14 protein-coding genes and 1 tRNA gene are annotated in these 15,109 nt (G+C 33.0%); 5 read left to right on the forward strand and 10 right to left on the reverse strand.

From position 1 onward, the window contains the following. The first annotated feature begins 150 nt into the window (after positions 1-150). The gene (locus tag B554_RS0116610) at positions 151-621 is read left to right on the forward strand and encodes an Lrp/AsnC family transcriptional regulator (RefSeq protein WP_002050132.1); all 471 of its coding nucleotides are present in this window, start codon (positions 151-153) and stop codon (positions 619-621) included. Positions 622-665: 44 nt separating this feature from the next. On the opposite strand, the gene B554_RS0116615 is transcribed toward B554_RS0116610, so the two are convergent. The 3 genes from B554_RS0116615 to B554_RS0116625 form a co-directional block, all read right to left on the reverse strand. Next, positions 666-1,415 carry a YebC/PmpR family DNA-binding transcriptional regulator gene (locus B554_RS0116615; RefSeq protein ID WP_004702129.1) on the reverse strand — a complete coding sequence of 250 codons (750 nt, stop codon included), beginning with the start codon at positions 1,413-1,415 and terminating at the stop codon, positions 666-668. A gap of 162 nt (positions 1,416-1,577) precedes the next feature. Continuing rightward, positions 1,578-2,123, reverse strand: a complete 546-nt coding sequence (locus B554_RS0116620; RefSeq protein WP_019458939.1) for a 1-acyl-sn-glycerol-3-phosphate acyltransferase — start codon at positions 2,121-2,123, stop codon at positions 1,578-1,580. Positions 2,124-2,315: 192 nt separating this feature from the next. Beyond that, positions 2,316-2,879 (reverse strand): TetR/AcrR family transcriptional regulator, encoded by a 564-nt coding sequence (locus B554_RS0116625; RefSeq protein ID WP_019458940.1) that lies wholly within the window; start codon positions 2,877-2,879, stop codon positions 2,316-2,318. Positions 2,880-3,155: 276 nt separating this feature from the next. Here B554_RS0116625 and B554_RS0116630 point away from each other — a divergent pair, with 276 nt between their 5' ends. Next, entirely contained in the window at positions 3,156-4,019 is an 864-nt protein-coding gene (locus tag B554_RS0116630; RefSeq protein WP_004702120.1) for an iron-containing redox enzyme family protein, read from the forward strand. A gap of 505 nt (positions 4,020-4,524) precedes the next feature. Here the strand turns inward: B554_RS0116630 and B554_RS0116635 are convergent. From B554_RS0116635 to B554_RS0116645, 3 genes are all read right to left on the reverse strand, one after another. Beyond that, complete coding sequence (locus tag B554_RS0116635) at positions 4,525-5,241, reverse strand: LuxR family transcriptional regulator (protein ID WP_019458941.1); 717 nt, start codon at positions 5,239-5,241, stop codon at positions 4,525-4,527. A gap of 417 nt (positions 5,242-5,658) precedes the next feature. Further along, positions 5,659-6,066, reverse strand: coding sequence for a hypothetical protein (locus tag B554_RS0116640; protein ID WP_031944963.1), 408 nt, complete (start codon positions 6,064-6,066; stop codon positions 5,659-5,661). A gap of 868 nt (positions 6,067-6,934) precedes the next feature. Continuing rightward, positions 6,935-7,011: transfer RNA gene (locus tag B554_RS0116645), tRNA-Ile, on the reverse strand. Positions 7,012-7,171: 160 nt separating this feature from the next. Here B554_RS0116645 and B554_RS0116650 point away from each other — a divergent pair. After that, positions 7,172-8,398, forward strand: coding sequence for an integrase family protein (locus tag B554_RS0116650; RefSeq protein WP_019458943.1), 1,227 nt, complete (start codon positions 7,172-7,174; stop codon positions 8,396-8,398). A gap of 251 nt (positions 8,399-8,649) precedes the next feature. Here B554_RS0116650 and B554_RS0116655 read toward each other — a convergent pair whose 3' ends face one another. Next, positions 8,650-9,549 (reverse strand): LysR family transcriptional regulator, encoded by a 900-nt coding sequence (locus B554_RS0116655; protein WP_019458944.1) that lies wholly within the window; start codon positions 9,547-9,549, stop codon positions 8,650-8,652. 89 nt (positions 9,550-9,638) lie between these two features. Between B554_RS0116655 and B554_RS0116660 the strand changes: the two genes are divergently transcribed. After that, a complete protein-coding gene (locus B554_RS0116660) occupies positions 9,639-10,076 on the forward strand; it encodes a PACE efflux transporter (protein ID WP_019458945.1) in 438 nt (145 codons plus the stop codon). 59 nt (positions 10,077-10,135) lie between these two features. On the opposite strand, the gene B554_RS0116665 is transcribed toward B554_RS0116660, so the two are convergent. The 3 genes from B554_RS0116665 to B554_RS0116675 all read right to left on the reverse strand — a co-directional run bounded on the left by B554_RS0116665 (position 10,136) and on the right by B554_RS0116675 (position 13,312). Next, positions 10,136-11,551, reverse strand: a complete 1,416-nt coding sequence (locus B554_RS0116665; protein WP_019458946.1) for a purine-cytosine permease family protein — start codon at positions 11,549-11,551, stop codon at positions 10,136-10,138. Positions 11,552-11,803: 252 nt separating this feature from the next. Beyond that, entirely contained in the window at positions 11,804-12,268 is a 465-nt protein-coding gene (locus tag B554_RS0116670; protein ID WP_004702108.1) for a hypothetical protein, read from the reverse strand. A gap of 114 nt (positions 12,269-12,382) precedes the next feature. After that, positions 12,383-13,312 (reverse strand): DMT family transporter, encoded by a 930-nt coding sequence (locus B554_RS0116675; protein ID WP_019458947.1) that lies wholly within the window; start codon positions 13,310-13,312, stop codon positions 12,383-12,385. A 94-nt stretch (positions 13,313-13,406) separates the two neighbouring features. Here B554_RS0116675 and B554_RS0116680 point away from each other — a divergent pair, with 94 nt between their 5' ends. Beyond that, on the forward strand, positions 13,407-14,258 hold the full coding sequence (locus tag B554_RS0116680; RefSeq protein WP_019458948.1) for a LysR family transcriptional regulator: 852 nt from the start codon (positions 13,407-13,409) through the stop codon (positions 14,256-14,258). Positions 14,259-15,109: the final 851 nt, after the last annotated feature.

Below are 15,109 nucleotides of genomic sequence, written 5' to 3' on the forward strand. Positions count from 1 at the left end.
CGTCATACTACTGCACAGTTAACAGGCACAGATTTGAGTCAATATATTGAAGTAAAGCTTAATTCTTTTTTTAATCGTGTTTGATTTTTAACGTAGACTTGGCTTTAGGATATACTGTTCACTTATAAAGAGTACTGATTGGAGAAAAGAATGGAGTTAGACCGTTTTGATAAACAAATTCTGGAAATTTTGTCTCATGAAGACCTGAATTTGAATGAGCTCTCAGAACGGATTAATCTTTCAGTTAGCTCTGTTCATCGCCGCATTAAGCACTTAATTGAAGCTAATATCATGGGACAGCTTAAAAGAGAAATTAACTTTAGCAAATTGGGTTTTACCTTGCATATTTTGCTACAAGTCTCTTTAAGTAAACATGATAGCGAGACCTTCGATAAATTCCTTTCTGAAATTGAAGCTATTCCTGAAGTTACAAATGCATTTTTAGTCACTGGTCAAAGTGCCGACTTTATTCTTGAATTGGTCGCACGTAATATGGATGACTACAGCGAAATTTTATTAAGACGGATTGGTAAAATTGACAATGTCGTCGCTCTACATTCGAGCTTTGTGATTAAAGAGTACAATGTGTTTAACTGTTATAACTTATTAAATAAGCTATAAAAAAAACGCACCAATCGGTGCGTTTTTTAATTTCAATGTTTGGTTTAAGCATCTAATTGAGCTAAAACTTCATCTGAGAATTCAACGTTTGTATAAACGTTTTGTACATCATCAAGATCTTCAAACATATCGATCATTTTGAGAATTTGTTTTGCTTGGTCAACATCTGTAATTTCAGCTTTAGTTGAAGGGCTCATTACAACTTCAGCGTTATCAGATTTTAAGCCTGCAGCAGCGAGAGCATCTTGAACATCACCAAAAGTTTCTGGTGAAGTAATGACTAAAATTTCATCTTCTGAAACTTCAATATCTTCTGCACCAGCTTCTAGAGCAACTTCCATGATTTTATCTTCTAAAGAGACATCTTCAAAAGTAATTTCACCACGCTTAGTAAATAGATAAGATACAGAACCCGCAGTTCCTAAATTACCATTTGTTTTACTAAAACAGTGACGTACATCTGGTACTGTACGGTTTAGGTTATCTGTCATTGTTTCAATAAGAACAGCAACACCACCAACGCCATAACCTTCGTAAGTTACTTCTTTTAAATCATCATTATCTTCACCACCCACACCGCGTTGAATTGCACGGTTAATGGTGTCACGTGTCATATTGACAGAAAGTGCTTTTTCGACAACAGCACGAAGGCGAGGGTTACTAGCAGCATCTCCACCACCAAGTCTGGCAGCAGTCACAATTTCACGAATATATTTAGTAAAAACTTTACCGCGACTTGCATCTTGTTTAGCTTTACGATGCTTAATATTGGCCCATTTAGAATGACCCGCCATGGAAGTGAACTCCAAAAATTAAAAAATGCAAAAGTGCCAGAATATTATCATAGGCATGGTTTTCTTGAAAACTGTTGTCCTATGTTTTGTTAACCAATTAAGCACGCTTTGAGAGTCTAAATTTAGGTAAAAAAATAGACTCGAAGTTTGTGACTAAATTGGTTAGCTAATCTTTACATCAATATCATATTGCGCATAGAGTTCTTTAATTGTTTCAAGATCCTTTTGCAAATCTGAAGGGTAAATTTTGCCTAAAATACCGCCTTTTTTTGTTCTTGCATTTGCGTACATCAGTATTATTGGCACATTAGCAGCTTTAGCAATATGCCAGAATCCAGTACGGATAGGTCTGCGTTCAGATCCATCTTTTGCACGTGTTGCTTCAGGTGCAATGACTAGATTAAATGTATCGTGACTTTGAAATTTTTCGACCATTTGGGAGACAATATCTTTACTCGCTTTTCGATCTACAGGTATTCCACCTAGTTTCTCCAGAATAGGCTTCATTGGACCTTTGAAAAGTTCCTTTTTTATTAAAGTATGAATTTTTAGGTCTAACACTTGAAACAGAGCAATAGATAAGATTGCATCCAAATTGGAAGTATGCTCAAAACCAATAATAACTTGTTTTTTCTCAAGAATTGTAGGATCTACATCATAGGTCCAACCAACTGCTTTAAAGATAGAATTGCCTAAAAACTTTTTCATAGAGATATGGGAGACAATAAGGATGCGGAATTCTAATATGAGTTTGTCCAAAAAGGTAGAAAATTATCACTGCAGTAAATTTCATTTATTTTAATATTAATACTCAATAAACTTTATATTTATTAGTGCTATATTTTAACTAGTCAATATAAAAATATATAATATATTTGTTTGAGATTAACTTTTATCAGTTCAACTAAGATTTTCAGTTTTAATTAAATACTCGATATATTGCCATTTTTTGTTAGGATCAATCAAATCTTTATCAATCGTTCCATCAATGATAATCCCATCAATAACTGAGATAAGCATATGAGTAAGCGGAGTAGGATTTTCAATACCAAGCTCTACTAATAAACTATTTAATAAATTGATTAACCAATTTGTATATTCTTGAAATGGTTCTCGAATTGAAGTGTATTGTTTAGATACTTCAATAAATGCCTTCTTAAATAGGCAGCCATTAAAGTTTTCACTGTTAATCCAGTCGATATACCAATTAAAAATCAGATGTATTTTTTCAAGTGGCTCTGCATCTGGATGTGCATTCAACCTTTCATAAATAGAATTTTGTATATTAATGTTTCTATGCTCTAGGCATTCCATGATTAAACTTTCTTTAGAGGGAAAGTATTTATAAAAAGTCATCTTGGCGACATTTGATTCAGCAATAATTCTATCTACACCCGTAGCGTTATAACCTATTTTATTAAAAAGGTTTAAAGCAGTATTTATAATATCTTCTTTTTTTGACATTATTTTTCCATATAGTTAGAACTAATTATGAGTTGGCATAGCTTTTGATTTTTTAATCAATTTGATCATAATCAAAAACATAATTTGATTCAAGTTAATATTATAAAAATAATCTTTATTATTTTTAAATTTTTTTAAATATTCTATTTGATTTAATATAATTTTAATTCTAAGATGGATTTTTAACAAAAGGAGTTTGGATTTTAGCGTAATTCTTTGTTTTTAAAATAAAATATGGAAATCAGATAACTTTAATAAGTTTAACGAGAGTGAATTATGCCAAAAAAATTTGAGAACTTTAATAATCCTAGGAAAAAGGCACTCGCAGGGATGAAACAAAGCATTTCAGCTGAGCTTTGGGATAAAAATCTAAATTTTTTAAACCAATTAAGAGTTAAGATTTCAAAACATCCTGTTTCTCATCATCCTGCAATAGAAATTTTAAACAATGGAGAAATCAGTAAACAAAATTTAAAGCGTATTCATTTAGAGTATCGCCATGCAATTGTACAAACTTTTACAGATGCTTTATTAATGGCTCAATATCAGACAAAGCAATTAGAACCTAAATTGCATGCTGGAGCCAAAATGTTCCCGCGTTTTCTTTTAAGTCTGAATATATTTGATGAGTTCGGATTCAGGCCTGGTGCTGACCGAGATGGTTATTATCAAGGAAACCCTGAATATGCTCATTATCCATTATTTGAAGATGTTTTGAATGATTTTGGAGTAACTGAAGAGGAGCGTCGCAACTATAAGCCAACAGAAATCGCGCATCAGGTGAGAGATTTTTTAGAGAATTCTTATAATGACTATAAAGCTGTTTCTGCTTTATTAGCTGTGGCTGAAGAAGAGGTGATTTTGTATAGTCCACCTTTGCGTAAAGCAACCAGTGCTGTCGGTATAGATGTCGAGGGTGGTGGTTATTACCATGTTCATGGCATTTCTGAAGATGAAACTGCCGAGGCAGCAGATGATGATCATGAAGAAGATTTATGGTTCATTTTGATGCAGGCTTGTACTGAAGAAGACTATATTTATTTAGAAAATCTATGCCTTGAATATTGTAATTTGTGGGAAAAATTTTGGGATGTTCAAATGGAGATATCAAAATCAATGCCTAAACAAAATTTGGCTTAAGAATATCTCAAATATTGAACTCATAATTTATAATAAACATAAATACTAAAAGGAATATTGAAAATATGGAAATAGCAAAACTCTTTTAGTCTTTAAGTGAGCAATCTTTGAATTGTGTATGCTATTCAATTGTATTTTAAGATATTCAGAATTATAAAACCCCCAAAATTAAATTTTTAGGGGGTTAAATTTGGCTAGGCAATAAATTAGAGAACTTAAATATTTTTATTTAAACTTAGATTAATCAGTTGCTTATGATTTTTTCTATGCCATTAGTAATTGGGTTTAGTGCTATTTAGGGGCAGATGTATTCTGGTCATTGTAAAATCGGAATATCCTTACAATGAGATTGTATTTGCATAATATTGTTGGTCAATTCAATCAATAAATATGAGTTTATCCCTAATATATTAATAATTTATAAGAGTTTACGATTGGCGGTGGATCTACATTATTTTTTAAATGTTGATTTATATTAGCTTGCTAAATTGATTTCGATGCAAATTTATAGCAATCCTAGCATTATTGCTCGAATGACTGCTGAAATTTTATTGTTTACATTGAGTTTTTGCATGGCATTCACCACATGAAAAGTTACGGTTCTCTCACTAATAGATAGAATTAGTGCAATTTCTGAAGCGGTTTTTCCTTCTGCGCTCCAACGCAATACCTCTTTTTCTCTGTTAGATAACTTAAGATTTAAATCACGGAACTCTTTGTCATTCACGATTTTGGCAAGACTACTATGCAGCATTTGAGCAAGCCAAAACATTTTTGAGGATTGCGATTTTTGTTCTTGTTCAGAAATTGGATCGGCTGATCTGGCAAGTGTGAGCATGCCTTGCGTACCAATTAAATCTCGACATGATTGTGACCAACCAACGCTCAAGCCAAATGATTGTGCTTCTTCCCAAAAATCTTTTAGTGATTGTTTGTTTGCTTTTCGGCTAGACCAAATAAGTGGTTTTAATGAGCTTAGACAATGGCGCACTGTTGGATCAATAACAATATACCGATGCTTAGCATAACGTTGCTGCCATTCTTCGGGATAGTTATTTAATAAGATTAACTTAGGTTGAGTAATAGAGAGTGGGATATGCATGCCATAAGCACAATAGTTATATCCCAGTTGCAAGCTAATGGACTTGGCTGTATCAAACAGCTGATCCGTATCTTTTGCATTTAAAGATGCAGAAAGCAGATCTTCTTGCCAATTTTCCATGTTTTCCCCTTGTTCTTAATGCATAAAATTTTATTAAAAGTATTTGATTTTTATGGTCAAGTATTCCCTTGATAGGATTTTTATAACTGCAAATTATTGGTATTAATTGGTTAATAAACAAACTGCATGAGTGGTCCTTGCTGCTTTGACTTCGGTCTCACCAATTCACCATTAATAATATAATAGGTTTTAAATTGTATATTAATTATACATTATATTTAATCTTTAATTAAAGCCAAGTTTTTACCTACGAACAAAAGCTAATCATGAATAAGAAGTAAAACTCCTGTCTTTTAATTATAAATGATGCATTTATTTTGATTGCCCTTAAATATGAAAATTCGTGTAGATGACAAAAAGTATGAATCTGCTGCACTATAAAATTATAGTGCAGCAGATTGATGTGATTGGTTAGATTTAACAAGAACCCCAAACAACACCAGACCAAACAGGATTGTTGTTAAGATAGAGTGTAATTTTTAAACCTTTAGGGATACCCCATGTTGTACAAACATCACCACAGACTTTTAGTGTGGCGCCAATTGGAATACTAATAGGAGATGGGAAGCAAATTTGCCCAATGATTGGAAAGTTGAAGCATATTTTGTTTGTTTTTGGATCATAAGAAGCTGAAACACAAGCTTGGAGGTTTAATGCTTGAACTCCAGCTGAATCTAGTTGGCTTTTGAGGCCTTCTACAGTTATATTATTTTCAGCTGTTAAGTTATTATTGTCACTTGCTAAATTAGCGTTTGCAGGTTGATTTTCAAATCCGACTTTTGTGTAGTCAGGGATCACGTCTTTTTCACATTGACATTTGCTCATTTTAATACTTCCTTTTAAATTTTCGTACTCGTCTGGCTTTTCCGAAATTCGCCCCATTTATTTGTTGTGGTTTCTGGAATCCACAGTCACTCCGTTATGGAATGATTTCTTGTAGATAGATGCATTTATAAGATTCCGTGATATCAATACATCTGCTTATTCTTTGATCAAAATTTAATGGTTTTTTTGAAAGAAAATAACTGTAATTTTTTACGGTTTTTAAGCAAAAAATGATGTTTTTTAGCTTTGAAAGGGGCAAGTTCAATTAGTTGAACTTTTTAACGATGATAAGAAGGTGTAATGGTTTAATGATGTAATTTTCACTGTTGTTTTTTCACAATCATTTATATTCGGAACTAAGAAAAATTCTTTAAAAACCAATATTTTTTGTTTTAAGCTACAAAGTATGGCTTTATTAAATAATGAAATAGACTAGCGTACTCATGATGGGTAATTGTCATAAGTGAAAATTTTTAACTACAGTCTGACGTGTTATTAGTAGGAAGTTGAGAACATTCATAGGGAGATGAATATAAATACTTTTATTGTCTATCATGCACAGTTCAAGAAAACATTATGAAACCGCTTGTGCTAATAGGAAAAGGGGTAAGTAGCTGAAATTTTAAATTTTCCGAAGATAGATCGTTTTACTTTCATTTTTAGTTATGAGGTATTGAATGATAGGACAGATATTTAATACTGATAAGAAAGACAAGATATTTAAAAAATTAAATAGTGTGAAGTTTGACCTATAAACCAACGGATTATTAAAATTATGAACCACTGAAAAGATATCAAGATCCAGATGTTCTGAAAAATAGAAGACATTAAAAAACCTCATAACCTAAAAGATTATGAGGTTCGAATTTGGTGGGCCCACCGTGACTTGAACACGGGACCAACGGATTATGAGTCCGCTGCTCTAACCAACTGAGCTATAGGCCCTATAAGAAAGAAAAGCTTTTATTCTCAAGGCTTTTCAGTGCCTGCAATACTAATCAATTTTTTGATTAAACACAAGTATTTTTCAAAACTAGATATGCAGTAGACCCGAAAAATATTTTGATATATTGTTAATTATCACAAGCGATACGGATTTTAGCTTATGAGCACTTCACGAGTAAAGCTAACTAAGTCATTTATTGATCAACTTAAACTCATTCCGGCAATTTATCGCGACAGTGAGATTATCGGCTTTGCTATTCGTGTGAATAATTCTTATAAAACATATATTATAGAGAAGAAAATAAAGGGTAAATCTATACGTTGCAAAATAGCTGACTATGAAAAAATTACTCTTGAAGACGCACGTATACTTGCACGGCAAAAGTTAAAAGATTTATCTGATACCAATCTTGCTAGTATTAAAAATGATGAAATATTAAAAAATAATTTAAATAAGGAATATTATCAGCCCACTCTAGCAGAGTCTTTCCAAGCCTATATCGATCATCATAAATTGAAAGAAAGAACACTTGCTGATTATAAAGAAGTTATAGAAAAATACCTAATAGACTGGAAGGAACTTAAATTAATTTATATTACTGAACAAATGATTATAGATAAGTATACTCAGCTATCTAAAAATAGTTACGCAAAAGCCAATTTGTCTATGCGTGTTCTTCGAGCTATTTATCACTTTTCGGTAAGATATTATAAAAATGCGCAAACAACAATCCCAATCATGAATCCAATTGCTTTGCTGAATTCAAGAGAAGTATGGCGAGAAATTCCAGCTCGAAATGATTATATTGATATAGATAATTTGAAAAAATGGATCTATACAATAGTTGAATATAAAAATAGGGGGAAGGAGAATGAAACAAATAAAGATTTTTTATTCACGCTTGTCCTAACTGGACTTCTTAGAAATGAGTGTGAGTGTTTGCGTTGGGAAGATCTAGATTTATACGAAGGAACACTTTCTTTTATAAATACTTATAATAATGAGAGTTATAAACTTTATATGGGTGATTTTCTATGGCTTTTAATGAAAAAACGTAAAATGCAAATGGAGGGAGAGTGGGTTTTCCCATCTGCTAAATCTAAAACTGGTCATATTGTTAATATTTCTAAATTCCGAAAAAAGATAAATGAACAAAGTAATATTTCTTTTACTTTTCAAGATTTACGTAGAACATTTAATTTTATTGCAAGTAATTTAAGTAATGAACCCATATTTATAAAAAATACAAATAAAAAGAAAATAATATTAGAATCTGACCATGTTGTTCATGATCAAGATATGCGTCACAAAATGAATAAAATTGAACAAATCGTTTTAAGTTCATATAGAGATGAACTTATTGCATTAATGAACATCAATTCCTAAGAACTTTTATTCTCAAAAATAAAAAAACAGAACCGACACCCCTTATCAAATAAGTCTAAGTTTTGTCTGTAAAACGCAGAATGAATATTTCTTCACATTTTTCACAACTATTTGTAATTGATGAATTTTATACTTGACTAAATCACTTGGAATTTATACAGTACCAGAGTATTTTCTCATAATTATTAATATTGCTTAGTCCTGAAATACAGTAAGAAGCCTATTCACTATGAATAGGCTTTTTGCTTTTTTTAATGGGTAAGCTTAGATAGGCTTGATTGAATAGTTTGAACCAGTTCTCTTGCAGCTTTTGATAAGGGTTTATCTTGGAGCCAAATGAGATAAATAGAGAGAGGCAAATGATTTTTTGTATTTTTAAAATCTAGTTGAACTAAATGCCCCTGTTCAATTTTTTCTTTTACTAAAGATAAAGGAAAATTTCCCCAGCCTAAACCTGCCTCAACCATATTAATAGCGGTTTGTAAATTATTGGTTTTCCAATACATTGCTCCAACGATTGAACGTGAGTCCTGCATATTTAATTCAGTACTTGCGACCACAATTTGTCGGACATTAATTAATTCTTCAATAGAAATGAGCTTATTCTTTTGTTTTAAAAATGGATGATCAACAGAAATTGTGGCGACTAAAGTTTCATTCATAACTAATTGTAAGCTTTCACGCATTTTTATATTGAGATCTGAACCTGCAAGGCAAAGACTAATATTTTCTGTATAGAGCAACTTTAGAATATCGTCTTGTGGAGCGGTAATAATCTCTATGTTAAGTAAGGGAAATTTGTCAGCCAATTGTTTTATCGCTTTAAGAAGTAAATCGGTGTTGGCATCTGAAACAACACCAATTTTCAGTTTACTTTCTAGTCCTAGAGAGAGCTCATATGCATGAGTACCTAATAATCTAAGTTGTTCAGCAATAATTCGTGCTTGAGGTTCTAATGCTAAAGCCGCAGAAGTAGGAATCACTTTACGGTGAGTACGTTCAAATAGATGATAACCAAGCTCTGCTTCTATATTAGCAATAGCCATACTCACTGCTGACGGTACTCGACTTAATTTACGGGCCGCAGCAGAAAAAGATCCTGTATCTAACACAGTTAAGAAAAGCTCGATATTTTCGCTATTAAAATTCATTTTGATATCAGTACAACTGAAAGCTGTTAACTTTAATTGTGATTTTAACTGAAACTAAAATAAAAGGAAGTTAGAAAAGTTGATTGGTTATGCAAGGTTTAAAGCGTCGTATTGTTTATGTTTCTTCATATGAAGTTATTGGAATGGTAATTTCATCGGTAGGTTTAGCACTTTTGGCTGGAGACAGTGTAGGGCATACTGGCCCACTTTCAGTGATGATTACGACCATCGCGGTAACATGGAACTTTATTTACAACATTCTTTACGAAAAGTGGGAAGCTCGGCAAGACAGTAAGTCACGTACTGTTAAACGTAGAATCGTACACGCGATCGGATTTCAAATTACTTTAGTGATATTCTTAATTCCGCTTATTGCATGGTGGATGGAGATTTCTCTCGTTGCAGCATTCTGGCTAGATGTTGCCTTTATTATCATCATTCCAATTTATACATTTATATTTAACTGGACGTTCGATAAATTATTCGGATTACCTGCTTCTGCACAGACTAAGCCTATTCAAGAATAGACAAAATTTCAAAGAGATATCAAAGTATTGATCTATTAACTTTGATATCTCATCTGAAATTATTTGATTTGTTCAAGCTCAAGATTTTTTGAAACTTTTATTTGAGCTCTTTTTGCTAGTACATAATATAAAATTGCAGTCGATAACAATCCAACTAACCATGATAAATCAATACCGCCTAACATCTCAGCAATTTGTCCTTTGTAGAATTTACTGTCAATAAAGGGAAGTTGAAGTAATATTCCAAGAAAATAGCAACTAATGCCAATGGTGTTCCAGCGGCCATATTTTCCATTCGGGTCATATAGTACGTCTACATCACATTCTTCTTTAGAAATAAAATAATAATCAACTAAATTAATTGCACTCCAAGGAATGAAGAATGTCAGAAGAAATAAAATAAAAGCTTTGAATGCACTTAAGAAGGTTTGTTCACCTACAACTGCAATGAACGTCGAGATTAAAACCATTACAAGAACAATGATAAGTCGGGTTAGTTTTGAAATTTGTCCAGTTGGTTTAAAGCTATTCCAAATGGTCGCTATACACATAAAACTGCCATAAGCATTGAGTGTCGATAAAGTGACCTTTCCAAAAGCGATACTAAAATATAAGAAAGTAATGATGAGAGCGATGGGATTCATACCTACAACATACTGAACTTCATTACCAACAAAACCACCATTTGAGACTTGAGCAATTAATACGCCAAGTGTCATGGAAATTTGTGAACCGATCAAAGAGCCAAGACCAACTGCCCAAAATACCCGAGTTGAAGATGTTTTTGTTGGTAAATAACGCGAGTAGTCGGCAACATAAGGCCCGAATGAAATTTGCCAAGAAGCCGAAAGAGAAACTGCTAATAGAAATGATGACCAGCTAAAGTGGCGTACAGCAAGCAATTCTGAAAAATTCGAGAGGGCCAAAATTTGAGTAAGAATAATAACAAAAGCAATTAAACCGATAATGCTTGCGACTTTTCCTACCCAATGAATCAACCGATAGCCAATTGTTGCAAATGCAATAATGAAACAAGCATAAATTAAAATACCTGTTGTATTACTGACTTGTGTAAGGTGTGCAAGTGCTTTGCCTGCGAGTACTTCACCAGTTGCGGTAAAGCCAATATACATCAGGCAAACCAGAATAATAGGAATACATGCACCATAGACCCCAAATTGCACCCGACTCGAAATCATTTGGGGAAGGCCAAGTTTTGGTCCCTGAGCTGCATGCAAAGCCATAACAGCCGCACCAAAGCACTGTCCAATAAATAGTCCAATGATTGACCAAAGCACATCACCGCCTAATACGACGGCTAAAGCACCCGTGACAATCGCTGTAATCTGTAAATTAGCACCAAACCAAAGGGTAAATTGGGCGAATATACTGCCGTGCCTTTCATTTTCAGGAATAAAGTCAATACTGCGGTTTTCAACAAACCCATTTTTAGATGTTCCTGTTGCTGAATCCATATAACACTCTCCTTATCCTTTAAGAGCTTTTCTTTTATTTGAGTCTATTTTGTACAAACAAATACAAACATGTATATACAAGTAATTCTAAAAAGAAGCAATGGGTCAGTGAAATCACATTTATAAAATTTTTACGTCTATAAGTTTAAATACGATGGAAAATTCAACGGGGCTATAATCATTTTTATAAGTATGAAAATGTTTAATCAAAAAGTTAATTTCATAAAAAAGCCCTCCAATGAGGGCAGATAGTCAGACTTCAGCATCAAGAATGGTCTGAAAAAATTCAGGTAGTTCTGAAAATTGAACTAATTGAGTTTTATCATCATGCTTATAATAGTATTGATAATGTGGTGTTTCAAAAGCACTATCGAGATATTGAGTTGCATCGGAAAATTGGGCTTTGGCAACAGGTTTGTCTTTTTTAAATTTAACAATGATAGGATTTACAGAGTTTAATTTAACGGGTACACCATTTTCAAACTTGGCAGTTTCAATGAGTAAAGAGATTTTAAAGTCACCAAATACAGCACAAAATTGGCCTCCTTTTTCTGTTTTAATTTCACGATCGTGAAACAGTTCTTTAAATAAATCTTTTAACGATTCTCTGTGCTTGTCTAAGGCTAATTGAAAATCATGATCTTGCTGTTCTAGTTTCTCTTGCTCTTCTTTTAGCAATTTGGCCTGTTTTTCGATTGTTGTAAAATCCAAATTCATCTTAATTTCTCCTTATTGTATTTTTAAAACTATATATGGCAGCCATTTGTTAAGTTTTAAAGAAACATACAATCTTTGTTACAACGCAATAATTAAGATGAATTTGTGTGACTACTATTTCGTACAAGGTTTAGCCATAAGTGTCGGACGTTTAATGTGAATAAACCCACCACTGCTTAGCACACCGAGCATGACTAAAGCAGTCCCTATAATTTGCCAGATATTAAGAGTTTGACCAGCCAATAGTGCCACCAACATGCTAAAAACTGGAACAAAGTTAAAAAAGATTGATGCTCGACCTGCGCCTAGTTTTTGAATGCCATTAAACCAAAATAAATAAGCAATCATGGTAGAGCAAATAATGACGTAACCCATTGCCAAGTGTGCAGTAATAGGTGCCATAACTACTGCTTTGATTGGATGTTCGAAAATTAGGCTTAATGTGATTAAAGTCAAAGCACCGAACAACATAGAAAAAGTTGTAGTTTCTAGAGGTGTAGCATTTTTTACATAGCGACGTGATAACACATTGGCTAAACAAAAACTGATACCACCGAGTAAGATAAATAAGTCACCGATTGCTATTTTTAAATGAAGTAGCGTTGATAGATGACCATGACTAATAACAAAAAGCACTCCACTTAAACCAAATACAACACCAATAGATTTAGCAAGTGTTAATTTTTCTCCATCAAGCAAAATTGCTAACAGTAGAGTAATCAGTGGAGTAGTTGCCATGATTAAAGCACCATTGACTGCCGATGTTGTTTGTAAACCGTAGAAACAGCCTATATTAAAACCAGCAATACCTATAATTCCAATAAGCAGATAGATAAGTAAATTCTGCCGTAAAGCATCCCAACGCAATTTACCGGTAGCCGAAAAAATAATAAATAGCCCAAGGCTTGCAAGTGTAAAGCGCTCAGCTGCTGCTGAAAGTGGAGGCATATGTTGGATGATATAAGACATTGCATTAAATGCTGAGCCCCAAAACAGCATTGTGATTACAACGCCTGTATAGGCATAAACCATTGTTTTATTCATGATGGGACTCCGAAAAAGAATGTCTCTATTCTGAGTAATCACTTAAAGGTGTACAATTCCATATTAATTCATCTTTGATGTGAAAATTTGCACAATGATTGATTGGGAAAATTTACATTACTTTTCAGTTTTTTCAGAAGAGAAATCACTTTCAGCTGCCGCAAGAAAGTTGGGAGTCGACCATGCTACTGTTGCAAGAAGAATCGCACAGTTAGAGCAGAACTTAAAATTAAAGCTAGTTGATCGTAGGCCACGTACATACGTACTTACTTCAGATGGAGAGCGGCTTGCTAAAGTTGTAGCTCGTATGATGGAAGAAACTTTTTCTATTGAGAGACTTGCTCAGGCTGGACAGCAGGAAGTTACAGGTACTGTTTCTATTAGTATGCCTCCGTTAACTGCTGCTCACCTCATCATGCCTCAGCTTGGAAAGTTTTATCTCCATTATCCGCAGTTAAAATTACGTGTACTTGGTGATGTTCACTATGTATCTTTGCTGCATAGCGAAGCGGATATAGCTGTGCGATTTGGACGACCTAAAGATGATTATTTAGTTGCTCGTAAAGTTGGAGAAATCCCTTTTGGAATATATGCTGCTCCAAATTACTTAGCTGTTACGAGTGAAGAAAATTATGAATGGATTAGCGTGGAGGTAGGTGGTGTACATGGACAAAAACAACAAAAATTAAAAGAAAGATTAAATAATAAAGAGCCGATTATGATTACTAATCATCCTGAGTTGCAATGGAGAGCCGCATGTGGGGAAGTGGGTTTAGCTGTTTTGCCTGATTTTTTAGGTGGTCTTGGTAACTTAGAGAAACTTTCAGATGACCAGCCGATGAGTGCAGAAATCTGGTTGGTGACTCATGAGGATTTAAGGCACAGCCCAGCAGTGCGAGTAGCAATTGATTTTCTTGTGAGTTGTTTTGAGTCTTTTAAAGTTTAGATTTCGTTAATTAAAAATGAGTTTATATTAATCAACTTAAAAGCTGCTGTAGCACAGCAGCTCCTTCAATTCGATAGATCTTCCCAGGCGCACTTTTATTCCTCTACGTAAATTAGATTGGTCCCGATCAGAGTTAAAATTAATGTTTTAATGCTTCTGGTTGCCACGTTACTTAAATTATTCAGGGAAGTGACCTGCATCTTCTCGCCCTTGTTTTAAAGCTAGAAAAAAACATAGTAGAAAAAGTAAACCAATAAAAAACAAGAAAAAATCTAGATTGCTAATACCAAAACCAATTGCCGAAGCCCCTAAGCTTAATAATAAAATGCAAAATATTTTCCAAAAAATGAGCATGCTGTTTTGTTGTAAACATTTGAAGTTAGACTGTAATTGAAGAATATTTAAAGATTTTTTTATGTTTTTTTTCTTATAGGTTGTGTAAAACTTTATAATTTTTAGACTTTAAATACAGTGAAATGACATTCAACATTAAAAAAGACGATGTAATAGATTTTTTAGCTATATTGAACATTAATCTTTGTAAATTTCAAATTTTCTTAATTAATAGAATGGTAATTCTTTAGAAAGTCTGTAGAATAGTGATATTGAATTTTATTTTTAATTTAATTGTATTTAAAATTAACCAGTTAGGTATGTTTATCAAACCTTTGTTAAAAAAAAGACTTGATATTTAAGTTAAATTTTGGAATTATAGTGATGCAAATTGTGATCTATTTCCCACAATTTGTATTTCAGGTTAAGTGGTTATCACTAATGCTCATTGGCTTTATTCGCTTATGAGCATTTTTTTAATTTATTAGTTAGTAAAATTTAAAAATTGTCATTATTTA

This window comes from Acinetobacter sp. GG2, assembly GCF_000292385.1.
Lineage (GTDB): Bacteria > Pseudomonadota > Gammaproteobacteria > Pseudomonadales > Moraxellaceae > Acinetobacter > Acinetobacter seifertii.

What these genes read in the sequence shown, in the direction of transcription:
- B554_RS0116610 (WP_002050132.1), top strand. Translation starts at nt 151, where the DNA reads ATGGAGTTAGACCGTTTTGATAAACAAATTCTGGAAATTTTGTCTCAT.
- B554_RS0116615 (WP_004702129.1), bottom strand. Translation starts at nt 1,415, where the DNA reads ATGGCGGGTCATTCTAAATGGGCCAATATTAAGCATCGTAAAGCTAAA.
- B554_RS0116620 (WP_019458939.1), bottom strand. Translation starts at nt 2,123, where the DNA reads ATGAAAAAGTTTTTAGGCAATTCTATCTTTAAAGCAGTTGGTTGGACC.
- B554_RS0116625 (WP_019458940.1), bottom strand. Translation starts at nt 2,879, where the DNA reads ATGTCAAAAAAAGAAGATATTATAAATACTGCTTTAAACCTTTTTAAT.
- B554_RS0116630 (WP_004702120.1), top strand. Translation starts at nt 3,156, where the DNA reads ATGCCAAAAAAATTTGAGAACTTTAATAATCCTAGGAAAAAGGCACTC.
- B554_RS0116635 (WP_019458941.1), bottom strand. Translation starts at nt 5,241, where the DNA reads ATGGAAAATTGGCAAGAAGATCTGCTTTCTGCATCTTTAAATGCAAAA.
- B554_RS0116640 (WP_031944963.1), bottom strand. Translation starts at nt 6,066, where the DNA reads ATGAGCAAATGTCAATGTGAAAAAGACGTGATCCCTGACTACACAAAA.
- B554_RS0116650 (WP_019458943.1), top strand. Translation starts at nt 7,172, where the DNA reads ATGAGCACTTCACGAGTAAAGCTAACTAAGTCATTTATTGATCAACTT.
- B554_RS0116655 (WP_019458944.1), bottom strand. Translation starts at nt 9,549, where the DNA reads ATGAATTTTAATAGCGAAAATATCGAGCTTTTCTTAACTGTGTTAGAT.
- B554_RS0116660 (WP_019458945.1), top strand. Translation starts at nt 9,639, where the DNA reads ATGCAAGGTTTAAAGCGTCGTATTGTTTATGTTTCTTCATATGAAGTT.
- B554_RS0116665 (WP_019458946.1), bottom strand. Translation starts at nt 11,551, where the DNA reads ATGGATTCAGCAACAGGAACATCTAAAAATGGGTTTGTTGAAAACCGC.
- B554_RS0116670 (WP_004702108.1), bottom strand. Translation starts at nt 12,268, where the DNA reads ATGAATTTGGATTTTACAACAATCGAAAAACAGGCCAAATTGCTAAAA.
- B554_RS0116675 (WP_019458947.1), bottom strand. Translation starts at nt 13,312, where the DNA reads ATGAATAAAACAATGGTTTATGCCTATACAGGCGTTGTAATCACAATG.
- B554_RS0116680 (WP_019458948.1), top strand. Translation starts at nt 13,407, where the DNA reads ATGATTGATTGGGAAAATTTACATTACTTTTCAGTTTTTTCAGAAGAG.